Source organism: Streptomyces sp. JLYT201 (assembly GCF_059448825.1).
Window position 1 is genome coordinate 7403684 of the sequence record NZ_CM182551.1, and the last position, 22741, is coordinate 7426424.

The following is a 22741-nucleotide window of genomic DNA, read 5'->3' on the forward strand; positions in this document are numbered from 1 at the left end:
TTAATGAGCACGCGCACGCCGCTGATGGCGGGCAACTGGAAGATGAACCTCAACCACCTCGAGGCCATCGCGCACGTCCAGAAGCTCGCGTTCGCGCTCGCCGACAAGGACTACGAGACCGTCGAGGTCGCCGTCCTGCCGCCCTTCACCGATCTGCGCTCCGTGCAGACCCTGGTCGACGGCGACAAGCTCAAGATCAAGTACGGCGCCCAGGACATCTCGGCGTACGACTCCGGCGCCTACACCGGTGAGATCTCGGGCCCGATGCTCTCGAAGCTGAAGTGCACGTACGTGGCCGTCGGCCACTCCGAGCGCCGCCAGTACCACAACGAGACCGACGAGATCTGCAACGCCAAGGTGAAGGCGGCCTTCAAGCACGGCATCACGCCGATCCTGTGCGTCGGCGAGGAGCTGGAGGTCCGTGAGGCGGGCAACGCCGTCGCGCACACCCTCGCCCAGGTCGAGGGCGGCCTCAAGGACGTCCCGGCCGAGCAGGCCGAGTCGATCGTGATCGCGTACGAGCCCGTCTGGGCCATCGGCACCGGCAAGGTCTGCGGCGCCGACGACGCGCAGGCGGTCTGCGCGGCGATCCGCGGCAAGCTCGCCGAGCTGTACACGCAGGAGCTCGCCGACCAGGTCCGCATCCAGTACGGCGGCTCCGTGAAGTCCGGCAACGTCGCGGAGATCATGGCGAAGCCCGACATCGACGGCGCCCTGGTGGGCGGCGCGAGCCTGGACACGGACGAGTTCGTCAAGATCGTTCGCTTCACCGAGCAGTGAGTATGCGCTAACGCCGTTACGACGTACCCTTGCGGGGGTCGGGGCTTGAAATGTGAGCGGGAAACGCTCGCGGAGTAAGCTTCGGCCCCCGTCGTCGATTCAGATCCGAGGAAGTTGGTCCAGCCGTGGTTATGGGGTTCTCGATCGCCCTGATCGTCTTCAGCGCGCTGCTGATGCTGCTGGTGCTGATGCACAAGGGCAAGGGCGGCGGCCTTTCCGACATGTTCGGTGGCGGAATGCAGTCGTCGGTTGGCGGCTCCTCGGTCGCCGAGCGCAACCTGGACCGCATCACCGTCGTGGTCGGTCTGCTCTGGTTCGCCAGCATTGTCGTGCTTGGCATCCTGATGAAGGTCAACAACTGACAACAGGCACCGGCCGCTTGCCACGCCGAGGCGGCCACGCCCTGAAGTCCCGCTCATAGCCCCATGTTCCGTACGCGCCCGCGCGCGCGGCTTATCATGGGGCTTGCGTGTCGGGGTGGGGTGTAACTCCCAACACTGGACGCGCGTTGGGCCTTACGTAGACTGAGGCGCCCGCAGCGGAGCCGGCAGTCGACCCCGCGGCGCAGCCGCCGTTCGAACAGGCAGCACCATCACGCAGGGAGTTACGACCGTGGCAAGTGGCAACGCGATCCGAGGCAGTCGGGTCGGGGCGGGGCCGATGGGCGAGGCCGAGCGCGGTGAGTCCGCGCCGCGACTGCGCATCTCCTTCTGGTGCTCCAACGGGCACGAGACGCAGCCGAGCTTCGCCAGCGACGCGCAGGTCCCCGACACATGGGACTGCCCCCGCTGCGGCTTTCCGGCAGGTCAGGACCGGGACAACCCCCCGGACCCGCCGCGCACCGAGCCGTACAAGACCCACCTCGCGTATGTGCGCGAGCGGCGCAGCGACGCGGACGGCGAGGCCATCCTCGCCGAGGCGCTGGCCAAACTGCGGGGCGAGATCTAGAAGTTGAGAACCGGCCGGGCACCCGAGGTGCCCGGCCGGATCCGTTTCGGCGTCGCCTCGCCGCACCCTCCCGTCCGCCTCGAACGCGCAGGTCAGCGCGGTCTCTTCCGGCGGTTGTCAGTGGTGCCCCCTACCGTGGTGGGTGATCGTGAACCACGCGGCGGACAGGGGGAGTTGTGACGGCTGCGGAGACCGCGCGGGCCGGTGTCGACGGCGCGCGGAGCCTCGCCTGGCGCGGGGGATTCGGCAGGCTGTGGAGCGCCGCCGTGCTCTCCAGCTTCGGTGACTCGCTGCGCAAGGCGGCGCTGCCGCTGCTCGCCGCGTCGCTCACCGACGACCCGCTGCTCATAGCCTCCGTGACCGCCTGCGGCTATCTGCCGTGGCTCGCCTTCGGGCTGCTCGGCGGCGCCGTCGCCGACCGGGTGGACCAGCGGCGCGCCATGTGGCGGGTGGACGTGGCGCGCGGCGTGCTCGTCGGGGCCTTCGCCCTCGCCGTGGCGCTCGGCCACGCCTCCATCGGCCTGCTGATCGCGCTCGCCCTGGTCCTCACCACGCTCCAGACCCTGTTCGACAACGCGGCCACGGCCCTGCTGCCCGCCCTCGTGGACCGCGCGGCCCTGGGCAGCGCCAATGCCCGGCTGCTGACCGGACAGCAGCTCGCCGGGGGCCTCCTCGCCGCGCCCGCGGTGCCCTTCCTGATCGCCGCGGGCCCCGGCCTCCCGTACGCGGCCGACGCGGTGACCTATCTGGTCGCGGCCGCGCTCGTGGCCTCCCTGCGGGTGCCCGCGCCCGGGCATCCGCCCGGGCCCGCCCCGGCCACCCTGCGGTCCGACATCGCGCACGGGCTGCGGGTCCTGGGGCGGGACCGGGTGCTGCGGGGCCTGTGCGCGGCCACCGCGGTGGGCAACGTCGGCATAGGTGCGCTCCTCGCCACCCTCGTCGTCCTCGTCACCGACTGGCTGCACGCGGGCAGCGGCGGATACGCGGCGGCCATGACCGCGTACGCGGCCGGGAGCCTGGTGGGCGGGGCGCTCGCCGGACGCCTCGCCCGGCGCCTCGGGCGGGTGCGCGCCGTGCTCGCCGCCGGGGCGGCCCAGATCGCCGCGCTCGTGGTCATGGGCACGGTCCGCGACATCACGGCCCTGACCGCGAGCATGACCCTGTTCGGCGCCATGGGGATGGTGTGGAACGTCAGTACCCACACCCTGATGCAGGAGCGCGCGCCCGCCGCCGCCCTGGGGCGCATCAGCGCGGCGTTCCGGACCCTGGGCGTCGCGGGGGCGCCGCTCGGGGCGATGCTCGGCGGGGCCGTGGCCGCGCTCCGGGGGCCCAACACGCCGATGCTGCTGGCGGCCGTCCTGTTCGCGCTCTCGGTCGTCGTGCTCACCCCCGCGCTCAAGCCGACGGACACCTCGCGCCCCACGCTGATCAACTAGGTTGGGAGCGCAGTGGGGCGTAGGCACGCACGTTGTACGAGAGAGGGCGGAAGTACAGATGAACGCAGTTGGCCGCACCAGGCTCCACCAGACGGCCGAGTGGACGGCCCTGGTCAAGCACCGGGAGGAACTGGGGGAGGTGCAGCTGCGGGAGCTGTTCGACGCCGACCCCGGCCGCGCCGAGCGCTACACGGCCCAGGTCGGCGACCTGCACATCGACTACTCCAAGCACCTGGTGACCGACGAGACCCTCGCGCTCCTGCGGGACCTCGCCGTGGCGACGGACGTGTTCGGACTGCGGGACGCCATGTTCCGGGGCGAGAAGATCAATTCGACGGAGGGCCGGGCGGTGCTGCACACCGCGTTGCGTGCGCCGGCGGGTGCCGTGGTGGAGGTCGATGGTGAGAACGTGGTGCCGGGTGTGCACGCGGTGCTGGAGAAGATGGGGGCGTTCGCGGGGCGGGTCCGTTCGGGTGAGTGGAGGGGCCACACGGGCAAGCGCATCAAGAACGTGGTCAATGTCGGTATCGGGGGCTCCGATCTCGGCCCGGCGATGGCCTATGAGGCCCTGCGGCCCTATACCGCGCGTGATCTGACGTTCCGCTTCGTGTCGAACGTGGACGGTGCCGATCTGCATGAGGCCGTGCGGGATCTGGATGCGGCGGAGACGCTGTTCGTCATCGCGTCCAAGACGTTCACCACGATCGAGACGATCACCAACGCCCGGGCCGCCCGCTCCTGGCTTCTTGAGTCCCTCGGTGACGAGGCGGCCGTGGCCCGGCATTTCGTGGCGCTGTCGACGAATGCCGAGAAGGTGGCGGACTTCGGTATCGACACGGCGAACATGTTCGAGTTCTGGGACTGGGTGGGGGGTCGGTACTCCTTCGATTCGGCGATCGGTCTGTCGTTGATGATCGCGATCGGTCCGGATGCCTTCCGGGAGATGCTGGACGGTTTCCGGCTGGTGGATGAGCACTTCCGTACGGCGCCTGCGGAGGCGAATGTGCCGTTGCTGCTGGGGCTGCTGGGTGTCTGGTACGGCAACTTCCATGACGCGCAGGCGCATGCGGTGCTGCCGTATGCGCATTACCTGTCGAAGTTCACGGCGTATCTGCAGCAGCTGGACATGGAGTCCAACGGCAAGTCCGTGGACCGGGAGGGCAATCCGGTGCAGTGGCAGACCGGTCCGGTGGTGTGGGGCACGCCGGGGACCAATGGCCAGCATGCGTACTACCAGTTGATCCATCAGGGTACGAAGCTCATTCCGGCGGACTTCATCGGTTTCGCGCGGCCCGTTGAGGAGCTGGGTGTGCTGGGGGGTCAGCATGATCTGCTGATGGCCAACTTCTTCGCGCAGACGCAGGCGCTGGCCTTCGGCAAGACGCCTGAGGAGGTGCGGGCCGAGGGGGTGCCGCAGGAGCTGGTGGCGCACAAGACGTTCCGGGGCAACCATCCCACGACGACGGTTTTGGCGCGGGAGCTGACGCCGTCGGTGCTCGGTCAGCTGATCGCGCTGTATGAGCACAAGGTGTTCGTCCAGGGTGCGGTGTGGAACATCGATTCCTTCGATCAGTGGGGTGTGGAGCTGGGCAAGGTCCTTGCCAAGCGGGTCGAGCCCGCCCTGAGCGAGGGCGCGGACGTGCCCGGTCTCGACCCGTCCACGAAGGCACTGGTCGCGAAGTACCGCGAACTGCGCGGGCGTTGAGCCCGACGGCCCGGCCCGGCGCCCCCGTCCGCCGGGCCGGGCCCGCCCGCGTTCACCCGCATGGCCGACCCGGCTCCCCCTCCGGACTGCGGGGTCCTGGCCCCCGCTGAAGCATGGGGGCATGACGCAACAGCAGGGCTGGTCCGCCCCCGTACCGCCGCCGCAGCGGAAGAAGCGCCGGAAGTGGCCCTGGTTGCTCCTCGTGCTCGCCCTGCTCCTTGCCGGTGGCTGCGCGGCGCTGTTCGTGGGAGTCGTGCATGAGGTCGACAAGGAGTCGAAACGTGAGGTCACCGTCCGCTACGAGGTGACGGGCGACGCCAAGGACGTGACGGTCACCTACTCCGTCTACCGCGACGGAGACCTCTCCCAGAACCAGGTCAGCGGCGTGGACCTGCCCTGGCGCAAGACGGAGGAGACGAAGGGCTTCGTCAAGGGCGGGACGCTCGTCGCCACCCTGGGAGCCTCCGGCGGCACCCTCCGCTGCGAGGTCACCGTCGACGGCAGCACCCACACCGCCAGGGCCAGCGGCCCCTTCGCCTCGGCCACCTGCGACGGCTTCTGAACTCCGCCACCAGCGACGGCCGCTGAAAGCGGAACGCCGCCGGGCCCCGGTCCGCAAGAGGACCGGGGCCCGGCGGCGTCCCCGTACCGAGCCGTGCGTGCGCTCAGGGCGACGCCGGCGGGTACAGGTCCCGGGGGAGCTGGGAAGCCGCCGCCGCGTCCAGGAGCCACAGGGTGCGGGAGCGGCCGTACGCGCCCGCCGCGGGGGCCTGGACCTCGCCCGCCCCGGACAGGGCGATCGCCGCCGCCTTCGCCTTGTCCTCGCCCGCCGCGAGCAGCCAGACCTCGCGGGCGCAGCGGATCGCGGGCAGGGTCAGCGAGATCCGGGTGGGCGGCGGCTTCGGCGCGCCGTGCACGCCGACCACCATCCGCTCCGTCTCGCGGACCGCGGGCAGCTCGGGGAAGAGCGACGCCACGTGCGTGTCCGGGCCGACGCCCAGCATGAGCACGTCGAAGGCCGGGACGCGGCCGCCCGCCGCGGAAGCCGCCGACGGGTAGTGCTCGGGACCGGCCGCCGCGGCCAGCTCGGCCGCGTACGCCTCGGCGGCGGCGTCCGCGCCGTCCCCGTCGGCGCCCACCCCGTACGGGCCGTCCGACGCGGGCATCGGGTGCACCCGCGCCGGGTCGAGCGGCACCGAGTCGAGCAGGGCGGCGCGGGCCTGCGTGTGGTTGCGCTCGGGGTCGCCCTCCGGCAGGAAGCGCTCGTCGCCCCACCACAGGTCGAGCCGGGACCAGTCCACGGCGTCGCGCGCGGGAGCCGAACTCAGTGCCGCGAGCAGTCCGTTGCCGTTGCGGCCGCCGGTGAGGACCACGGAGGCGTAGCCACGGGCCGCCTGCGCGTCGACGATCTTCGTGATCAGGCGCGCCGCGGCGGCCTGAGCCATCAGCTCCTTGTCGCGGTGCACGACGAGCTGGGGTGCGGTGGTCACTTCGCGGCCGCCTTCTTGGCGGAGGCCGCCTTCTTCGCCGTACGGCCGCCGCTCCCGGGGGCCTTCTTGGCCGGGGCGGAGCCGGACGCGTCCGGCTCCTGGGGGGCCGCCGCCATGGCCGACCGCGCCGTCTCGTCGAGCCGGTCGACGCCGAACCTCAGCGCCGACGCGTAGGTGTCGTCCGGGTCGAGGCGGCGCAGCTCCTCCGCGATCAGCTCGGAGGTCTCGCGGCGCTTGAGCGCCACCGCGCGGTCCGGCTGGCCCTGGATGGAGAGCGTGGCGAGCGCGCCGTCCGCCCGGTCGAGCACGATCGGGCCGCAGTTGGTCTCCATGCGCACGCCGGTCAGGCCCGGGCCCGTGGACAGGCTGCGCCTGACCGGTACGGAGAGCCGGTCGGCGAGCCACATCGCGAGCAGCTCGACGCTCGGGTTGAACTCCTCGCCCTCCACCTCGGCGGCGGTGACCTCGCAGGTGACCTGGTCCAGGGCGGCCGCGAGCATGGAGCGCCACGGCGTGATCCGGGTCCAGGACAGGTCGGTGTCGCCGGGGTGGTACGCCTCGGCGCGCGCGGTCAGCTCCTGGATGGGCTGCTCGGCGGCGTAGGTGTCGGTGACCCGGCGCTGGGCGAGCGCGCCCAGGGGGTCCTGGGCGGGGTCGATCGGGGCGTTCACCGGCCACCACACGACGGTCGGGGCGTCCGGCAGGAGCAGCGGCAGGACGACCGACTGGGCGTGGTTGACGACGTCGCCGTAGAGCCGCAGGACCACCGTTTCGCCGGTGCCCGCGTCGGCACCGACGCGGACCTCGGCGTCCAGGCGTGAGGACGTGCGGTCCCGGGGCGAACGCGAGACGCGCTTGATGACGACGAGCGTGCGCGAGGGGTGCTCGCGCGAGGCCTCGCTCGCCGCCTTCAGGGCGTCGTACGCGTTCTCCTCGTCGGTGACGATGACGAGGGTGAGGACCATGCCCACGGCCGGGGTGCCGATCGCCCGGCGCCCCTGTACGAGCGCCTTGTTGATCTTGCTGGCCGTGGTGTCCGTAAGGTCGATCTTCATGGCCGGCGCCAGCTCCGTCCGTCTCGTGCAAGCATCTCGTCCGCCTCGACCGGGCCCCACGTACCGGACGGGTACTGTGCGGGCTTGCCGTGCGTGTCCCAGTACTCCTCGATCGGGTCGAGGATCTTCCAGGACAGCTCGACCTCCTCGGTGCGCGGGAAGAGGTTGGCGTCGCCGAGCAGGACGTCCAGGATCAGCCGTTCGTAGGCCTCCGGGCTGGACTCGGTGAAGGACTCGCCGTACGCGAAGTCCATCGACACGTCCCGGATCTCCATGGAGGTGCCGGGCACCTTGGAGCCGAAGCGGACCGTGATGCCCTCGTCCGGCTGGACGCGGATGACGATGGCGTTCTGGCCGAGCTCCTCCGTCGCCGTGTGGTCGAAGGGGGAGTGCGGGGCGCGCTGGAAGACGACCGCGATCTCGGTGACGCGGCGGCCCAGGCGCTTGCCGGTGCGCAGGTAGAACGGGACGCCCGCCCAGCGGCGGTTGTCCACCGACAGCTTGACGGCGGCGTACGTGTCGGTCTTCGACTTCGCGTCGATGCCGTCTTCCTGGAGGTAGCCGACGGCCTTCTCGCCGCCCTGCCACCCGGCGGAGTACTGCCCGCGCACGGTGTCGCGGCCCAGGTCCTTCGGCAGGCGTACGGCGCCGAGCACCTTGGCCTTCTCGGCGACAAGCGCGTCCGCGTCGAAGGAGGCGGGCTCCTCCATGGCGGTCAGGGCCATGAGCTGGAGCAGGTGGTTCTGGATGACGTCACGGGCGGCGCCGATGCCGTCGTAGTAGCCCGCGCGGCCACCGATGCCGATGTCCTCGGCCATGGTGATCTGCACGTGGTCGACGTAACTCCGGTTCCAGATCGGCTCGAACATCTGGTTGGCGAAGCGGAGCGCCAGGATGTTCTGGACGGTTTCCTTGCCCAGGTAGTGGTCGATCCGGAACACCTGGTCCGGGGCGAACACCTCGTGGACGATCGCGTTCAGCTCCTGGGCCGACTTCAGGTCGTGGCCGAAGGGCTTCTCGATGACGGCGCGCCGCCACGAGCCCTCGGGCGCGTCCGCGAGGCCGTGCTTCTTGAGCTGCTGGACGACCTGCGGGAAGAACTTCGGGGGGACCGACAGGTAGAAGGCGAAGTTGCCGCCCGTGCCCTGCTTCTTGTCCAGGTCCTCGATGGTGGCCTTGAGCTGCTCGAAGGCGTCGTCGTCGTCGAAGTTGCCCTGGACGAAGCGCATGCCCTGGATGAGCTGCTGCCAGACCTCCTCGCGGAAGGGCGTGCGCGCGTGTTCCTTGACCGCGTCGTGCACCTCCTGGGCGAAGTCCTCGTCCTGCCACTCACGGCGGGCGAAGCCGATCAGGGAGAAGCCGGGCGGCAGCAGACCGCGGTTGGCCAGGTCGTACACCGCGGGCATCAGCTTTTTCCGGGACAGGTCGCCCGTCACGCCGAAGATGACCAGGCCCGACGGCCCCGCGATGCGCGGGAGCCGTCGGTCCGCGGCGTCACGAAGCGGATTGGCTCCATGAACTGCGGTCAAGGTGTCAGCCCTCCGAGGGGGTGAGGCGCTTCAGCTCGGCCTCGGTCGACTTGAGCAGGTCGTTCCAGGACGCCTCGAACTTGTCGACGCCCTCGTCCTCCAGGAGCTGCACGACCTCGTCGTAGGAGATCCCGAGCTTCTCGACGGCCGCGATGTCCGCGCGCGCCTGGTCGTACGTCCCGGCGATGGTGTTGCCGGTGATCTGACCGTGGTCGGCGGTGGCCTCCAGGGTCGCCTCCGGCATGGTGTTCACCGTGCCCGGCGCGACCAGGTCGTCGACGTACAGGGTGTCCTTGTACGCCTTGTCCTTGACGCCCGTCGACGCCCACAGCGGACGCTGCTTGTTGGCGTGCGCCTTGTCGAGCGCGACCCAGCGGTCCGAAGAGAAGACCTCCTCGTACGCCTCGTAGGCGAGCCGGGCGTTGGCGAGGGCGGCCTTGCCGCGCTGCGCCTTGGCCTCGTCGGTGCCGAGGGCGTCGATGCGCTTGTCGATCTCGGTGTCCACGCGGGACACGAAGAAGGACGCCACCGAGTGGATCTTCTCCAGGTCCAGGCCGCGCTCCTTGGCCTTCTCCAGGCCCGCCAGATACGCGTCCATGACCTCGCGGTAGCGCTCGAGCGAGAAGATCAGCGTCACGTTGACGCTGATGCCGAGGCCGATGACCTCGGTGATCGCCGGGAGGCCCGCCTTGGTCGCGGGGATCTTGATCAGCGTGTTCGGCCGGTCCACCAGCCACGCCAGCTGCTTCGCCTCGGCGATCGTCGCCGCCGTGTGGTGCGCGAGCCGCGGGTCGACCTCGATCGACACCCGGCCGTCCTGGCCGCCCGTGGCGTCGAAGACCGGGCGCAGGATGTCGGCGGCGTCACGGACGTCCGCCGTCGTGATCATGCGGATCGCTTCCTCGACGGTCACCTTGCGCGCGGCGAGGTCGGCGAGCTGCTGCTCGTAGCCGTCGCCGGACGAGATGGCCTTCTGGAAGATCGACGGGTTGGTCGTGACGCCCACGACGTGCTGCTGGTCGATCAGTTCGGCGAGGTTGCCGGACGTGATCCGCTTGCGCGACAGGTCGTCCAGCCAGATCGCGACGCCTTCGTCGGAGAGGCGCTTGAGTGCGTCTGTCATGGAATTACATCTCCTACTGGTCGTATGAGGGCGTCAGCGCTGGGCTGCCGCGATCGATTCCCGCGCCGCCGCGGCCACCGCGTCGGCAGTGAATCCGAACTCGCGGAAGAGGACCTTTCCGTCCGCCGAAGCACCGAAGTGTTCGAGCGAGACGATGCGGCCCGCGTCGCCGACGTACTTGTGCCAGGTGAGACCGATGCCCGCCTCGACGGCCACGCGCGCCTTGACGGACGGCGGCAGCACGCTGTCGCGGTACCCCTGGTCCTGCTCCTCGAACCACTCCACCGACGGCATCGAGACGACCCGCGTGGGGACGCCCGCCGCCTGGAGCTGCTCGCGCGCCTCGACGGCGAGCTGCACCTCGGAGCCGGTGCCGATGAGGACGACCTCGGGGGCCGTGCTCTGCCCGGAGGGCCCTTCGGCCTCGAACAGCACGTAGCCGCCCCGGGCCGCGCCCTCGGTGACCTCGCGGTCGTACGTCGGCACGCCCTGACGGGTCAGCGCGAGGCCGTGCGGGGCGCCCTTGCCGAACTCCTTCGTGTAGCGCTTGAGGATCTCGCGCCACGCGATCGCGGTCTCGTTGGCGTCCGCCGGGCGGACCACGTTCAGACCCGGGATGGCGCGCAGCGTCGCGAGGTGCTCGACCGGCTGGTGGGTGGGGCCGTCCTCGCCGAGGCCGATGGAGTCGTGCGTCCACACGTACGTCACCGGCAGGTGCATCAGGGCCGACAGGCGCACGGCGTTGCGCATGTAGTCGGAGAACACCAGGAAGGTGCCGCCGTAGATGCGGGTGTTGCCGTGCAGCGCGATGCCGTTCATCTCCGCGGCCATGGAGTGCTCGCGGATGCCGTAGTGGATCGTGCGGCCGTACGGGTCGGCCTCCGGCAGCGGGTTGTCCGCGGGCAGGAACGACGAGGTCTTGTCGATCGTGGTGTTGTTCGACCCCGCGAGGTCGGCGGAGCCGCCCCACAGCTCGGGGACGACCGCGCCGAGCGCCTGGAGGACCTTGCCGGACGCGGCACGCGTTGCGACGCCCTTGCCCGCCTCGAAGACCGGGAGCTTCTCCTCCCAGCCGGTGGGCAGCTCGCCCGCGGCGATCCGGTCGAACTCGGCGGCGCGCTCGGCGTTGGCGCCGCGCCACTCCTGGAACGACTTCTCCCACTCGGCCTTGGCCAGGCGGCCCCGGTCGAGGGCCTCACGGGTGTGGGCCAGGACCTCGTCGGCGACCTCGAAGGTCTGCTCCGGGTCGAAGCCGAGGACGCGCTTGGTGGCCGCGACCTCCTCGTCGCCGAGCGCCGAGCCGTGCGCGGCCTCGGTGTTCTGCGCGTTCGGCGCGGGCCAGGCGATGATCGAGCGCATCGCGATGAACGAGGGCTTGTCCGTGACGGCCTTGGCCCGCTGGATCGCCGCGTACAGCGCCTGCGGGTCGAGGTCGCCGTTCTCCTTCGGCTCCACGCGCTGGACGTGCCAGCCGTAGGCCTCGTAGCGCTTCTCGGTGTCCTCGGAGACCGCGGTCTCCGTGTCGCCCTCGATCGAGATGTGGTTGTCGTCCCACAGCAGGATCAGATTGCCGAGCTTCTGGTGCCCGGCCATCGACGACGCCTCGGCGGAGATGCCCTCCTGGAGGCAGCCGTCACCGGCGATGGCGTAGATGAAGTGGTCGAACGGGGAGGTGCCGGGGGCCGCCTCCGGGTCGAAGAGACCGCGCTCGTAGCGCGCGGCCATCGCCATGCCCACGGCGTTCGCGACACCCTGGCCCAGCGGACCCGTGGTGGTCTCGACGCCGACCGTGTGGCCGTACTCCGGGTGGCCCGGGGTCTTCGAGCCCCAGGTGCGGAACGCCTTGAGATCGTCCAGCTCAAGACCGAAACCGGCCAGGTAGAGCTGGATGTACAAGGTCAGCGAGGAGTGCCCCGCGGAGAGCACGAATCGGTCCCGGCCGGTCCAGTCGGCGTCCGCCGGGTCGTGCCGCATCACCTTCTGGAAGAGGGTGTACGCGGCAGGCGCGAGGCTCATGGCCGTACCCGGATGGCCGTTGCCGACCTTCTGTACGGAGTCCATGGCCAGGACCCGGCCGGTGTCGACGGCCCGCTGGTCCAGATCGGTCCACTCGAGGTCTGTGGTGGTCGGCTTGATGCTCACCCTGGGTCAGGGCTCCTCTCCACAATGTCGAATGCCGGTGGCAGGAACCGCACCGGCCGCTGTCGAGCCTACCCCTGTAAGAACGTGCATTTTTTCGAGTCATTCCAGACTGCCGGGGCCCGCTGCGATCCGCCTCCTGAACGGGCGACACCGCTCTCACCATGTGAAGTCGGGACCGCTCATCTGGGTTCCGATTCCGCCCGGGGTGTCCGTTCGCGCGCCCGGCCCCCAAGACCCCTCGTCTGGCCGCTCAACACGAACCCACCCCCGCGAAGGGCCGGGTATGGGCAACGTCTACAGTGGCGTGGTACGCGTGAGCCTTTACCGGATCTTCATGTCTGAAGGTCCGCCGCGGGCTTGCTGGGATGTCTCTGTCAGGGGTGTGCGTGACGGCCGTTGAATCCCGTCCACTGGGGACGCTCGGGACGAGCCAGAGCCCGAGCCACCGGCCGTTCGGGGCCCGAGTCAAGGCGTTCGTGGCGCTGACGAAGCCACGGATCATCGAGCTGCTGCTGATCACCACCGTTCCGGTGATGTTCCTCGCCGAGCAGGGCGTGCCCGATCTGAAGCTGGTGTTCCTCACCTGCCTCGGCGGCTACCTGTCCGCGGGCGGGGCCAACGCGCTGAACATGTGGTACGACCGCGACATCGACGCCCTCATGGAGCGCACGTCGCAGCGGCCGCTGGTCACCGGCATGGTCAGCCCCCGTGAGTGCCTGGCCTTCGGCATCACGCTGGCGGTCGTCTCCACGCTGCTCTTCGGCCTCGCCGTCAACTGGCTGTCCGCCTGGCTGTCCCTCGGCGCGCTGCTCTTCTACGTGGTCGTCTACACGATGATCCTCAAGCGGCGCACCTCCCAGAACATCGTCTGGGGCGGCATCGCGGGCTGTCTGCCGGTGCTCATCGGCTGGTCGTCCGTGACCAACTCGATGTCGTGGGCGCCCGTCATCCTCTTCCTCGTGATGTTCTTCTGGACGCCGCCGCACTACTGGCCGCTGTCCATGCGGGTCAAGGAGGACTACGCGCGCGTGGGCGTGCCGATGCTCCCGGTCATCGCCTCCAACAAGGTGGTCGCCCGGCAGATCGTCCTCTACAGCTGGGTCATGGTCCTGGTCTCGCTGCTGCTCCAGCCGCTCGGCTACACCGGCTGGTTCTACACGGCCGTCGCCCTCGCCACGGGCGGCTGGTGGCTGTGGGAGGCGCACGCGCTCCAGAACCGCGCCAAGGCGGAGGAGACCGGCGCCAAGCTCAAGGAGATGCGCCTGTTCCACTGGTCCATCACCTATGTGTCGCTGCTGTTCGTGGCGGTCGCGGTGGACCCCTTCCTGCGCTAGGGCCCCGACTCCGCTCGGCCTTCGCGGCCCCGTCGCCCTCCGGGTGGCGGGGCCGCTCCGCGTTCCGGGGCGCGGAGCTCAGCGGTCGGTGAGGTGCAGATGGCCGTCCCCGTCGAGGCGGGCCGCGCGGCCGGTGCGGAACCAGCCGTCCCGCAGCACCGCGTCCGTGGCCTCCTTGTCCCTGAGGTACCCGTCGAAGAGCAGCGGGCCGCGCACCCACAGCTCACCGCCCGTGACCCGGACCGCCACCCCCGGCGCGGGCACCCCGCAGCTGCCGGGCCTGGCCCGTACGTCGGCGTGGTCGAGGGCGGCGACGTCCCCCGCCTCGGGCGTGCTGAGGAAGGCCCGGACCCGGGCCGCGGGCGTCGCGGTGCGGATGGCCTCGATCAGTCGCGGGGGAGCGGCGCCCGCCGCCGTCTCCGTGTCGGCCGAGCGCAGCGTGGCCAGGTGGTGCGGGGCTGTGTCCAGGACCTGCCACCACACCTCGGGCGGGCACACCAGACGCGTGGCGCGGTGCTCGCGCACGGCCGCGCAGATCGCCCCGGGCCCCGGCGCCTCCGGCAGCACGACGGTGCCCCGGGCCTGCCACTGCCGCAGCACGGCGGTCCACAGGCCCCAGTGCCCCGCGGGAAAGCCGCACACCAGGGCGCCCGGCACCTCGGGCCGGCCGCCGCAGTGCGCGCGCAGGACGCTCGCGCGGTGCGACAGGACGACGCCGTGCGGGCGGCAGGGGCCGGCGAAGAGCACCAGGTGGGGGTCCTTCTCCGCGGGTCCCTCGGGCCGCTCGGGCCGCTCGGGCTTGTCGGGCCGCTCGGGCCCGTCGGTTCTGTCGGCCTCATCGGGTGACGCGGCTCGCGGGGCGGGCGCGTCACCCTCCGCAAGCGAGGCGTCCGGGCGTACCGCTTCCTCGCGCACGTCGTCCGTGGGCGCGCCGTCCGCGAGGACGGCGTGCCGCGTCCGCGCGTCCGCCGCGAACCGCGCGCCCTCGGCCGCCCGCCCGGCGTCCGTCAGGACCAGGCGCGGTGCCGCCGCCCGCACGACACGGGCCGACCACGCGTCGGGACCGAGCGGCACGAGGACCACCCCGGCGCGCGCGGCCCCCGCGTACACCTGGAGCGCCTCGACGGGGGCTCCGGCCGACGGCCACGCCACGCGGTCGCCGCGGCGCACGCCGCAGGCCGCCAGGTGCCCGGCGGCCCGGTCGGCGGCCGCGTCGAGGGCGGCGAAGGTGAGCACGCGCCCGCCGAACACCACGGCAGGGCGGTGCGGGGCGGCCCCGGCGGCGGACCGGACGACCTCGCCGACCAGCAGACCGGACATGCCCTCGTCCTACCACGGGCCGCCGCAAGGGGGAACGGCCGCGCGCACCGATGCCGCGACCGTGGCCGAGACCACGCCACCCGGGCGTCGCCGAACGATCTACCCGTCGGTAGCATCCTGTGCCATGGCAGACACGGAGCAGGGCACCGCCGCGGCGGCAGAGCAGGGCGAGCAGACGGCCGCGGCGGCCCCGGTGGACAAGGACGCCGCGCGCGCCGACCGCAAGGCCGCCAAGCTGGCCCGGCAGATCACCGCGTTCGCGCGGGCCCACGGCGGCGCCGAGGGGCAGATCGCGTACATCGGGCAGCGGGGCTCCCGGATCGTCCTCGTGGGCGCGGACGGCGGCTGGGGCGACCTCGTCGCGCCGACCCACGCGATCGCCCTGAGCGCCGTGGAGAAGGCCGGGATCACCGTCCACGACGACTTCGACGGCGACTTCGCCGCCAAGGTGCGGACGGGTCCGTACGAGTGGACGCGCATGGCGGGCATCCAGATCGGTGGCCCCTCGGGCGGATGAGACGCGCCCGGGGCGGGCACGGAGTGACAAGGCGAGCAACACCTGTCGCCACGGTCACCCGTTAGGACCGTAGGAGTACGGTCCACGCAGGGGAGCCAGGATGATCGAAACGCCGTCCCTGGTGGACCAGCACTGCCACGGCGTCCTGCGCACGGAGCTCGGGCTCGGCACGTTCGAGGCGCACCTCGGCCGCGGCGAGGGCCCGCCCGCCCCGGGCACCACCTTCTTCGACACCCAGACCGGCTTCGCGGTGCGCCGCTGGTGTCCGCCGCTCCTCGGGCTCGAACCGCACTGTCCGCCCGCCCGCTATCTGGCCCGGCGCCGCGAACTGGGCGTCCTGGAGTCCGGGCGGCGCCTGCTGCGCGGCAGCGGCATCACCACGTACCTCGTCGACACCGGCCTGCCCGGGGACCTCACGGGTCCCGGGGAGCTCGCGACCACCGGGGCCGCGGAGGCCCATGAGATCGTGCGCCTCGAACTGCTCGCCGAGCAGGTCGCCGACACCTCGGGAACCGTCGACTCCTTCCTCGCCAACCTGGCCGAGTCCGTGCACGGGGCCGCGGCCGGAGCCGTCGCCTTCACCTCGGTCGCGGGGGCGCGCGGGGACCGGCCGCTGCCGCCCGAGCCGCCGGGCCCCGGCGAGGTGCGCGGCGCGGCGGGCCGCTGGCTCGCCGGGCGCCAGGTGGGCGGTGAGCTGGCCGACCCCGTGCTCCTGCGGCACCTGCTGTGGATCGCCGTGGCCTCCGGCCTGCCGCTACAGCTGCACACCGGTGCCGCCGACCCGCAGCGGTCCTTCGGCGCGTTCGCCCGCGCCACCGCGGGCCTCGGCACCGACCTGGTGCTGCTGCACGGCTATCCGCACCACCGCGCGGCGGCCCACCTCGCGGGCGTCTTCCCGCACGTGTACGCGGACCTGGGGCCCGCGCTGGTGCGCACCGGGGCCCGCGCGGCGGCCGTGCTCGCCGAGATCCTGGAGCTCGCCCCCTTCGGCAAGCTGCTGTTCTCCAGCGGCGCCCACGGCCTGCCGGAGCTGCACGTGGTGGGGGCGACCCTGTTCCGCGAGGCGCTCAGCCGGGTGCTCGGCACCTGGGTGGCCGAGGGCGCGTGGTCGCTCGCGGACGCGCAGCGGGTGGCGGCGATGATCGCGGCGGACAACGCGCGACGGGTCTACGGCCTCACGGACGAGTGACGGGTCCACGGCCCCACCGACGCGCCATGGCCTCACGGACGGGGCCGCACGCACGAGTGACGCCCCGCCGCGCCGACGGGGCGTCAAAAGGGAGCGGGCGCGGCGCTCAGACCGCGGACAGCTCCGCGTCGGCCTGCGCCGGGACCTCGGGCGCCGTCGCGGGCCGCTCGCGCAGCGAGAGCAGCACCCGCAGCACCGCGATCCACACCACGCACGAGCCCAGCATGTGGGCCGCGACCAGGACCTCCGGCAGGTCCGTGAAGTACTGCACATAGCCCACGACGCCCTGCGCGAGCAGCACCAGGAACAGGTCGCGGGTGCGGGCCAGCGGCCCCGCCGGGGCGTCGACCGCCTTGAGGACGAACCACAGGGCGAAGGTCAGCGTGACCACGATCCACGCCAGGACGGCGTGCAGCTTGGTGACGGACTCCCAGTCCAGGCCGATCGCGTCCACCTTCATGCGGGGCACGTCGCTGGAGTCGCCCGCGTGCGGGCCCGCGCCCGTCACGACCGTGCCGACCGTGATCAGGAGCACCGTCACGCCGGTCAGCACCCAGACGAGCTGGGCGACGGCCTTGCCGACCAGCGGGCGCGTCGGGGCGTCGCCCTCACGGGTGCGCTGCCAGGTCGCCGTGGCGACCGCGATCAGGGCGGTGGAGAGCAGGAAGTGCGCCGCGACCGTGTACGGGTTGAGGCCGACGAGCACGACGATGCCGCCGAGGACGGCGTTGCCCATGACGATCCAGAACTGCGCCCAGCCGTACCGCGTCAGGCTGCGCCGCCACGGCTTCTGCGAGCGGGCCGCGATGATCGCGAACCCGACGACCGCGCACAGGGCGTACGTCAGCATGCGGTTGCCGAACTCGACGACGCCGTGGAAGCCCATCTCGCTCGTCGCGGTGAGCGAGTCGTCGGTGCACTTGGGCCAGGTCGGGCAGCCGAGGCCCGATCCCGTCAGGCGCACGGCGCCGCCGGTGACCACGATGACGACCGTCATCACGAGGGCGGCGAGGGCCGCGCGCTGGACGGTCCGCCCGGTCGGGGTCCAGCGTTCGGCGATGAAGGCGAGCGGGTTGCGCGCGAACTGGGCGGCGTCGGCTCGGGTCACTTTGGGCACGGCCCCCATCGTAGGGGGCCGCTTGTGCACGGCTTCACGAGGGGGACGTATCCGCTCCAACTGTGATGCCGGTTACGCCCTGTGGGGCTCGTGGGCTACTCCCAGCGGAAGAAGCGGGCCGCCGCGCCGAGCCCGAGGACCGCCCACACCGCGAGGATCCCGAGGTCGCCCCACGGCATCGCGGCGCCGTCCTGGAGCACGTCGCGCAGGCCGTCCGAGAGGGCCGAGATGGGCAGCAGGGCGAGCGCGGACTCGACGGCTCCCGGGAACCGGTCGAGCGGCACGATGACGCCGCCGCCGACGAGGAGGAGGAGGAACACGAGGTTCGCGGCGGCCAGCGTCGCCTCCGCCCTGAGCGTGCCCGCCATCAGCAGGCCGAGCCCGGAGAAGGCCGCCGTACCGAGCACGAGGAGCAGCAGGACGGCCAGCGGGTTGCCGTGCGGCGACCAGCCGAGCGCGAAGGCGATCACGGTGAGGAGCGCGATCTGGAGCACCTCGGTGACCAGGACCGACAGGGTCTTCGCGGTCATCAGGCCCCAGCGCGGCAGCGGTGAGGCGCCGAGCCGCTTGAGCACGCCGTAGCGCCGCTCGAAGCCGGTGGCGATGGCCTGCCCGGTGAACGCCGTGGACAGGACGGCGAGCGCGAGGACGCCCGGGGCGAGGAAGTCCACGGCCTTCCCGTCGCCGGTGTCGACGACGTCGACGGCGCTGAAGAGGACGAGCAGCAGCGTGGGGATGACGATGGTGAGCAGCAGCTGTTCGCCGTTGCGCAGCAGCATCTTCGTCTCCAGGACCGCCTGTGCGCGGATCATCCGGGAGAGGGGGGCCGCGCCCGGCCTCGGGGCGTACGTCCCCGGCGTACCGGCGGTGGCAGTGGTGTCGGCGGTGCTGGTCACGACCGCAGCTCCTTACCCGTGAGCTCCAAGAAGACGTCCTCCAGGGTGTGCCGTTCGACGGAGATCCGGTCGGGCATGACGCCGTGCTGCGCGCACCAGGAGGTGACGGTGGCGAGCAGCTGGGGGTCCACGGTGCCGCTCACGCGGTAGGCGCCGGGGGTGAGTTCGGCGGCGGCGGAGTCCGGGGGCAGGGCCTTGAGGAGCGAGCCGACGTCGAGGCCGGGGCGGCCGGTGAAGCGCAGGGTGTTCTCGGCGCCGCCGCGGCACAGCTCCTCGGGGCTGCCCTGGGCGATGACCTTGCCGGCGTCGATGATGGCGACGTCGTCGGCGAGCTCCTCGGCCTCGTCCATGTAGTGGGTCGTGAGGATCACGGAGACGCCGTCGCGGCGCAGGTCGCGGACGAGGTCCCAGGTGGCTCGGCGGGCCTGCGGGTCGAGTCCGGCGGTCGGCTCGTCGAGGAAGACGAGCTCGGGGCGGCCGACGACGGCGAGGGCGAGGGCGAGCCGCTGCTGCTGGCCGCCGGAGAGGCGGCGGTAGCCGGTGCGGCCGCAGGACTCCAGGCCGAGGCGGGCGATGAGGGCGTCCACGTCCAGCGGGTGGGCGTGCAGCGCGGCGACGTGCCGCAGCATCTCGTCGGCGCGGGCCCCGGAGTAGACGCCGCCGGACTGGAGCATCACGCCGATGCGCGGGCGCAGCCGGGCGGCCTGGGTGACCGGGTCGAGGCCGAGCACGCGGACGGTCCCGGCGTCGGGGGTGCGGTAGCCCTCGCAGGTCTCGATGGTGGTGGTCTTCCCGGCGCCGTTCGGGCCGAGCACGGCGGTCACGGTGCCTGCGCGGACGTCCAGGTCGAGGCCGTCCACCGCGGTCTTCGCCCCGTACCGCTTGACCAGGCCGTGGACCTGGACGACGGACTCATTTCCCATGACGGGAAGTCTAGAGAGGGTCGCGGGGGCCGTGGGCAGGGGGCCGACCCGGCCCTCCGCGCGGCCGTCTCAGGCGGTGTACGGCCGGTGCTCGGCCAGCCATCCCTGCGCGTAGGCGACCGCGTCGGGCAGGGAGAACAGGCGCGCCGTGGCGGCGCCGACCGGGCCCCGTGTCACCGGGCGCTCCTTCTCGAAGGCGGCGCCCAGCTCGTCGAAGCGCTCCTCGGAGATGGCGGGCTCGCGCACGGTGAGCCAGCGGCGGCCCTCGTCCGTCATGACCGCGAAGGAGTTCTCGACCTCGGGTGCGGGCAGGCGGTACTCGGCCAGGTGGAAGGCCGTGCAGGCGTCGAACCCCGCGCCCAGGAGCAGGACGCGCGCGCCCGCCGCCTCCAGGGCGGCCAGGGGGCTGCGCTCGCCGAGGCGGCAGTCGAGGGCGTGCTCGGCCATCAGCTCCTTCGCGCGGGCGCCGACGGCCGCGAAGGAGGTCTGCGGGTGCGCGCTGCGGACGGCGCCGGGCCAGGTGCGCACGGTCTCGGGGACGACGCCGACGCCGCGGACGCGGGCGGTGCGCGGGTCGTACGCGGGCATGGAGTCGCGGATCACGGGCCACCACTGCTCGGGCACGGGCGGGTGCTGCCACTCGGCCGGGTCGGAGTTGTCCGAGGAGTGCGTGGGCACCACCAGGGTGCCCTCGTCGCCGAGGGCGTCGAGGAGGGCGAGGACGACTGTTTCCGCGCCGCCGCAGACCCAGCCGAGCGAGCTGAGCGAGGTGTGCGTGAAGAGCGTGTCGCCGCGTCGCACGCCGAGTGCGCGCAGCTCGTCGGCGAGCGTGGCGCGCGTGCACAAAGGGCCGGTCACAGGGGGTGTCGACATGTCCAAGAAGTGTTGTGGAAAGCTTTCGCGAGCGCCACTGATTTGATCGATCGATGATCGTTTCCGCAGGTCAGCTTAGGTGAACCTAAGTGATGCACCGCACCGCTCGGTGGCCGAGGCACGGGTTGTCAGGCTCTGAGGAATTACGCAACAATGGCGTTGTGAAAAACGTTGGCGAGGCTCAGGAGACCCCTCCGGGGGCTCCCCAGGAAGAGCTCGCGACCGGTGAGCGGTCCACGCGCAACCGCGTCGCGCGTTCCATCCTGGACCACGGCCCGTCCACCGTGGCCGACCTCGCGGGCCGCCTCGGCCTGACCCAGGCCGCCGTCCGCCGCCACCTCGACGCCCTCGTCCAGGAGAACGTGGTCGAGGGCCGGGAGAAGCGGGTCTACGGCGCGCGCACGCGCGGCCGCCCCGCCAAGGTCTTCGCGCTCACCGACTGCGGCCGGGACGCCTTCGACCAGTCCTACGACAAGCTGGCCGCCGACGCCCTGCGCTGGATCGGGGAGACGCACGGCGAGGCGGCAGTCGTCGCGTTCGCCCGGGCCCGCGTCGCCGAGCAGGCGAAGGCGTACCGGGCGGCGATGGACGCGGTCCCCGCGGCGGACCGCACCCAGGCGCTGGCGAAGGCATTGACCTCGGACGGGTACGCTGCTACGGCGCGTAGCGCACCCCATCCGCACAGCGGCGAGCAGCTCTGCCAGCACCACTGCCCGGTCGCCCACGTCGCCGAGCAGTATCCGCAGCTGTGCGAGGCGGAGACGGAGATCTTCTCCCAGCTGCTCGGGACGCACGTCCAGCGACTCGCCACCATCGCCCACGGCGACGGCGTCTGCACGACGTTCATCCCGCGCGGCGAGGCCCCGCACAGCACCCCACAGACCACCAACCACGCATCAGCAAGCACGGCCGGGAGGAACCCCGCATGACTCTCCCCACGGAGACTGCCCACCCTGAGCTCGAGGGCCTGGGCAATTACGAGTACGGCTGGGCCGACTCCGACGCGGCCGGTGCCGCCGCCAAGCGCGGTCTGAGCGAGGACGTCGTCCGGGACATCTCGGGCAAGAAGTCCGAGCCCGAGTGGATGACGAAGCTGCGCCTCAAGGGCCTGAAGCTCTTCGAGAAGAAGCCCATGCCGAACTGGGGCTCGGACCTGTCGGGCATCGACTTCGACAACATCAAGTACTTCGTGCGCTCCACGGAGAAGCAGGCGGAGTCCTGGGAGGACCTGCCCGAGGACATCAAGAACACGTACGACAAGCTCGGCATCCCCGAGGCGGAGAAGCAGCGCCTGGTCGCCGGCGTCGCCGCGCAGTACGAGTCCGAGGTCGTCTACCACCAGATCCGCGAGGACCTGGAGGAGCAGGGCGTCATCTTCCTGGACACCGACACGGCGCTGAAGGAGCACCCGGAGCTCTTCAAGGAGTACTTCGGGACCGTCATCCCCGCCGGTGACAACAAGTTCGCCGCGCTGAACACGGCCGTGTGGTCCGGCGGATCGTTCATCTACGTCCCCAAGGGCGTGCACGTCGAGATCCCGCTCCAGGCCTACTTCCGCATCAACACGGAGAACATGGGCCAGTTCGAGCGGACGCTGATCATCGTCGACGAGGACGCCTACGTCCACTACGTCGAGGGCTGCACGGCGCCGATCTACAAGTCGGACTCGCTGCACTCCGCCGTCGTCGAGATCATCGTGAAGAAGGGCGGCCGCTGCCGCTACACGACGATCCAGAACTGGTCGAACAACGTCTACAACCTGGTCACCAAGCGCGCCGTGGCCTACGAGGGCGCGACCATGGAGTGGATCGACGGCAACATCGGCTCCAAGGTCACCATGAAGTACCCGGCCGTCTACCTGATGGGCGAGCACGCCAAGGGCGAGACCCTGTCCATCGCCTTCGCGGGCGAGGGCCAGCACCAGGACGCCGGCTCCAAGATGGTCCACATGGCGCCGAACACGTCCTCCAACATCGTCTCCAAGTCGGTGGCGCGCGGCGGCGGCCGCACGTCGTACCGCGGCCTCGTCGAGATCGGTGAGGGCGCCGCCGGATCGAAGTCGAACGTGCTCTGTGACGCGCTGCTCGTCGACACGATCTCCCGCTCGGACACCTACCCCTACGTGGACGTCCGCGAGGACGACGTGTCCATGGGCCACGAGGCGACCGTCTCCAAGGTCTCCGAGGACCAGCTCTTCTACCTGATGAGCCGCGGCCTGACCGAGTTCGAGGCCATGGCGATGATCGTGCGCGGCTTCGTCGAGCCGATCGCCAAGGAGCTCCCCATGGAGTACGCCCTGGAGCTCAACCGGCTGATCGAGCTGCAGATGGAAGGCTCGGTCGGCTGACCCGCCGCCCTTCCCGC

The 22741-nt window shown here is 71.6% G+C and carries 21 protein-coding genes; 11 read left to right on the top strand and 10 right to left on the bottom strand.

Annotated features, from left to right (window positions below):
* Positions 1 to 3: 3 nt before the first annotated feature.
* The 6 genes from tpiA to AC5WAM_RS31405 all read left to right on the top strand — a co-directional run bounded on the left by tpiA (position 4) and on the right by AC5WAM_RS31405 (position 5431).
* The gene (gene tpiA / locus AC5WAM_RS31380) at positions 4 to 780 is read left to right on the top strand and encodes a triose-phosphate isomerase (protein WP_366790632.1); all 777 of its coding nucleotides are present in this window, start codon (positions 4 to 6) and stop codon (positions 778 to 780) included.
* 131 nt (positions 781 to 911) lie between these two features.
* Positions 912 to 1142: a preprotein translocase subunit SecG gene (secG, locus tag AC5WAM_RS31385; RefSeq protein WP_030687882.1), complete on the top strand. Its 231-nt coding sequence runs from the start codon at positions 912 to 914 to the stop codon at positions 1140 to 1142.
* Between the two features lie 250 nt (positions 1143 to 1392).
* A complete protein-coding gene (locus AC5WAM_RS31390) occupies positions 1393 to 1728 on the top strand; it encodes an RNA polymerase-binding protein RbpA (protein WP_003957010.1) in 336 nt (111 codons plus the stop codon).
* A 176-nt stretch (positions 1729 to 1904) separates the two neighbouring features.
* Complete coding sequence (locus tag AC5WAM_RS31395; protein WP_495519592.1) at positions 1905 to 3164, top strand: MFS transporter; 1260 nt, start codon at positions 1905 to 1907, stop codon at positions 3162 to 3164.
* Between the two features lie 58 nt (positions 3165 to 3222).
* On the top strand, positions 3223 to 4869 hold the full coding sequence (pgi, locus tag AC5WAM_RS31400; protein WP_495519593.1) for a glucose-6-phosphate isomerase: 1647 nt from the start codon (positions 3223 to 3225) through the stop codon (positions 4867 to 4869).
* A gap of 121 nt (positions 4870 to 4990) precedes the next feature.
* Positions 4991 to 5431, top strand: coding sequence for an MmpS family transport accessory protein (locus AC5WAM_RS31405; RefSeq protein ID WP_495519594.1), 441 nt, complete (start codon positions 4991 to 4993; stop codon positions 5429 to 5431).
* A gap of 103 nt (positions 5432 to 5534) precedes the next feature.
* Here the strand turns inward: AC5WAM_RS31405 and pgl are convergent, their stop codons facing one another.
* Genes pgl through tkt form a run of 5 tightly spaced genes read right to left on the bottom strand, consistent with a single transcriptional unit; the run spans position 5535 to position 12208 of the window.
* Positions 5535 to 6359: a 6-phosphogluconolactonase gene (gene pgl / locus AC5WAM_RS31410; RefSeq protein WP_495519595.1), complete on the bottom strand. Its 825-nt coding sequence runs from the start codon at positions 6357 to 6359 to the stop codon at positions 5535 to 5537.
* A complete protein-coding gene (opcA, locus tag AC5WAM_RS31415) occupies positions 6356 to 7414 on the bottom strand; it encodes a glucose-6-phosphate dehydrogenase assembly protein OpcA (RefSeq protein WP_495519596.1) in 1059 nt (352 codons plus the stop codon). Before opcA ends, pgl begins: the two co-directional genes overlap by 4 nt.
* The gene (gene zwf, locus AC5WAM_RS31420) at positions 7411 to 8943 is read right to left on the bottom strand and encodes a glucose-6-phosphate dehydrogenase (protein ID WP_138959078.1); all 1533 of its coding nucleotides are present in this window, start codon (positions 8941 to 8943) and stop codon (positions 7411 to 7413) included. Before zwf ends, opcA begins: the two co-directional genes overlap by 4 nt.
* A 4-nt stretch (positions 8944 to 8947) precedes the next feature.
* Complete coding sequence (gene tal, locus AC5WAM_RS31425) at positions 8948 to 10066, bottom strand: transaldolase (RefSeq protein ID WP_366792330.1); 1119 nt, start codon at positions 10064 to 10066, stop codon at positions 8948 to 8950.
* 33 nt (positions 10067 to 10099) lie between these two features.
* A complete protein-coding gene (tkt, locus tag AC5WAM_RS31430; protein WP_366792331.1) occupies positions 10100 to 12208 on the bottom strand; it encodes a transketolase in 2109 nt (702 codons plus the stop codon).
* Positions 12209 to 12573: 365 nt separating this feature from the next.
* On the opposite strand from tkt, the gene AC5WAM_RS31435 reads away from it, so the two are divergent.
* Positions 12574 to 13542 (top strand): heme o synthase, encoded by a 969-nt coding sequence (locus tag AC5WAM_RS31435; protein WP_366792332.1) that lies wholly within the window; start codon positions 12574 to 12576, stop codon positions 13540 to 13542.
* 78 nt (positions 13543 to 13620) lie between these two features.
* On the opposite strand, the gene AC5WAM_RS31440 is transcribed toward AC5WAM_RS31435, so the two are convergent.
* Positions 13621 to 14862 carry an AMP-binding protein gene (locus AC5WAM_RS31440; RefSeq protein ID WP_366792333.1) on the bottom strand — a complete coding sequence of 414 codons (1242 nt, stop codon included), beginning with the start codon at positions 14860 to 14862 and terminating at the stop codon, positions 13621 to 13623.
* A 124-nt stretch (positions 14863 to 14986) separates the two neighbouring features.
* On the opposite strand from AC5WAM_RS31440, the gene AC5WAM_RS31445 reads away from it, so the two are divergent.
* Both AC5WAM_RS31445 and AC5WAM_RS31450 read left to right on the top strand, forming a co-directional pair.
* Positions 14987 to 15379, top strand: a complete 393-nt coding sequence (locus tag AC5WAM_RS31445) for a hypothetical protein (protein WP_366792334.1) — start codon at positions 14987 to 14989, stop codon at positions 15377 to 15379.
* Positions 15380 to 15479: 100 nt separating this feature from the next.
* The gene (locus AC5WAM_RS31450) at positions 15480 to 16568 is read left to right on the top strand and encodes an amidohydrolase family protein (protein ID WP_366792335.1); all 1089 of its coding nucleotides are present in this window, start codon (positions 15480 to 15482) and stop codon (positions 16566 to 16568) included.
* Positions 16569 to 16674: 106 nt separating this feature from the next.
* On the opposite strand, the gene AC5WAM_RS31455 is transcribed toward AC5WAM_RS31450, so the two are convergent.
* The 4 genes from AC5WAM_RS31455 to AC5WAM_RS31470 form a co-directional block, all read right to left on the bottom strand.
* Entirely contained in the window at positions 16675 to 17694 is a 1020-nt protein-coding gene (locus AC5WAM_RS31455) for a COX15/CtaA family protein (RefSeq protein WP_495519597.1), read from the bottom strand.
* 86 nt (positions 17695 to 17780) lie between these two features.
* On the bottom strand, positions 17781 to 18497 hold the full coding sequence (locus tag AC5WAM_RS31460; protein ID WP_216678160.1) for an ABC transporter permease: 717 nt from the start codon (positions 18495 to 18497) through the stop codon (positions 17781 to 17783).
* An 80-nt stretch (positions 18498 to 18577) separates the two neighbouring features.
* Entirely contained in the window at positions 18578 to 19504 is a 927-nt protein-coding gene (locus AC5WAM_RS31465) for an ABC transporter ATP-binding protein (RefSeq protein ID WP_366792337.1), read from the bottom strand.
* Between the two features lie 69 nt (positions 19505 to 19573).
* Positions 19574 to 20377 carry an AAC(3) family N-acetyltransferase gene (locus AC5WAM_RS31470; protein ID WP_495519598.1) on the bottom strand — a complete coding sequence of 268 codons (804 nt, stop codon included), beginning with the start codon at positions 20375 to 20377 and terminating at the stop codon, positions 19574 to 19576.
* Between the two features lie 161 nt (positions 20378 to 20538).
* On the opposite strand from AC5WAM_RS31470, the gene AC5WAM_RS31475 reads away from it, so the two are divergent.
* Both AC5WAM_RS31475 and sufB read left to right on the top strand, forming a co-directional pair.
* Entirely contained in the window at positions 20539 to 21306 is a 768-nt protein-coding gene (locus AC5WAM_RS31475; RefSeq protein ID WP_495519599.1) for a helix-turn-helix transcriptional regulator, read from the top strand.
* Complete coding sequence (gene sufB, locus AC5WAM_RS31480; protein ID WP_138959068.1) at positions 21303 to 22724, top strand: Fe-S cluster assembly protein SufB; 1422 nt, start codon at positions 21303 to 21305, stop codon at positions 22722 to 22724. The genes AC5WAM_RS31475 and sufB overlap by 4 nt, the downstream gene beginning before the upstream one ends.
* The last annotated feature ends 17 nt before the right edge of the window (positions 22725 to 22741 follow it).

Bases quoted from the DNA above. Each gene is read 5' to 3' on its own strand.
- tpiA (WP_366790632.1), top strand. From the start codon at position 4: ATGAGCACGCGCACGCCGCTGATGGCGGGCAACTGGAAGATGAACCTC.
- secG (WP_030687882.1), top strand. From the start codon at position 912: ATGGGGTTCTCGATCGCCCTGATCGTCTTCAGCGCGCTGCTGATGCTG.
- pgi (WP_495519593.1), top strand. From the start codon at position 3,223: ATGAACGCAGTTGGCCGCACCAGGCTCCACCAGACGGCCGAGTGGACG.
- AC5WAM_RS31405 (WP_495519594.1), top strand. From the start codon at position 4,991: ATGACGCAACAGCAGGGCTGGTCCGCCCCCGTACCGCCGCCGCAGCGG.
- opcA (WP_495519596.1), bottom strand. From the start codon at position 7,414: ATGAAGATCGACCTTACGGACACCACGGCCAGCAAGATCAACAAGGCG.
- tal (WP_366792330.1), bottom strand. From the start codon at position 10,066: ATGACAGACGCACTCAAGCGCCTCTCCGACGAAGGCGTCGCGATCTGG.
- AC5WAM_RS31435 (WP_366792332.1), top strand. From the start codon at position 12,574: ATGTCTCTGTCAGGGGTGTGCGTGACGGCCGTTGAATCCCGTCCACTG.
- AC5WAM_RS31440 (WP_366792333.1), bottom strand. From the start codon at position 14,862: ATGTCCGGTCTGCTGGTCGGCGAGGTCGTCCGGTCCGCCGCCGGGGCC.
- AC5WAM_RS31445 (WP_366792334.1), top strand. From the start codon at position 14,987: ATGGCAGACACGGAGCAGGGCACCGCCGCGGCGGCAGAGCAGGGCGAG.
- AC5WAM_RS31450 (WP_366792335.1), top strand. From the start codon at position 15,480: ATGATCGAAACGCCGTCCCTGGTGGACCAGCACTGCCACGGCGTCCTG.
- AC5WAM_RS31455 (WP_495519597.1), bottom strand. From the start codon at position 17,694: ATGGGGGCCGTGCCCAAAGTGACCCGAGCCGACGCCGCCCAGTTCGCG.
- AC5WAM_RS31460 (WP_216678160.1), bottom strand. From the start codon at position 18,497: ATGATCCGCGCACAGGCGGTCCTGGAGACGAAGATGCTGCTGCGCAAC.
- AC5WAM_RS31465 (WP_366792337.1), bottom strand. From the start codon at position 19,504: ATGGGAAATGAGTCCGTCGTCCAGGTCCACGGCCTGGTCAAGCGGTAC.
- AC5WAM_RS31470 (WP_495519598.1), bottom strand. From the start codon at position 20,377: ATGTCGACACCCCCTGTGACCGGCCCTTTGTGCACGCGCGCCACGCTC.
- sufB (WP_138959068.1), top strand. From the start codon at position 21,303: ATGACTCTCCCCACGGAGACTGCCCACCCTGAGCTCGAGGGCCTGGGC.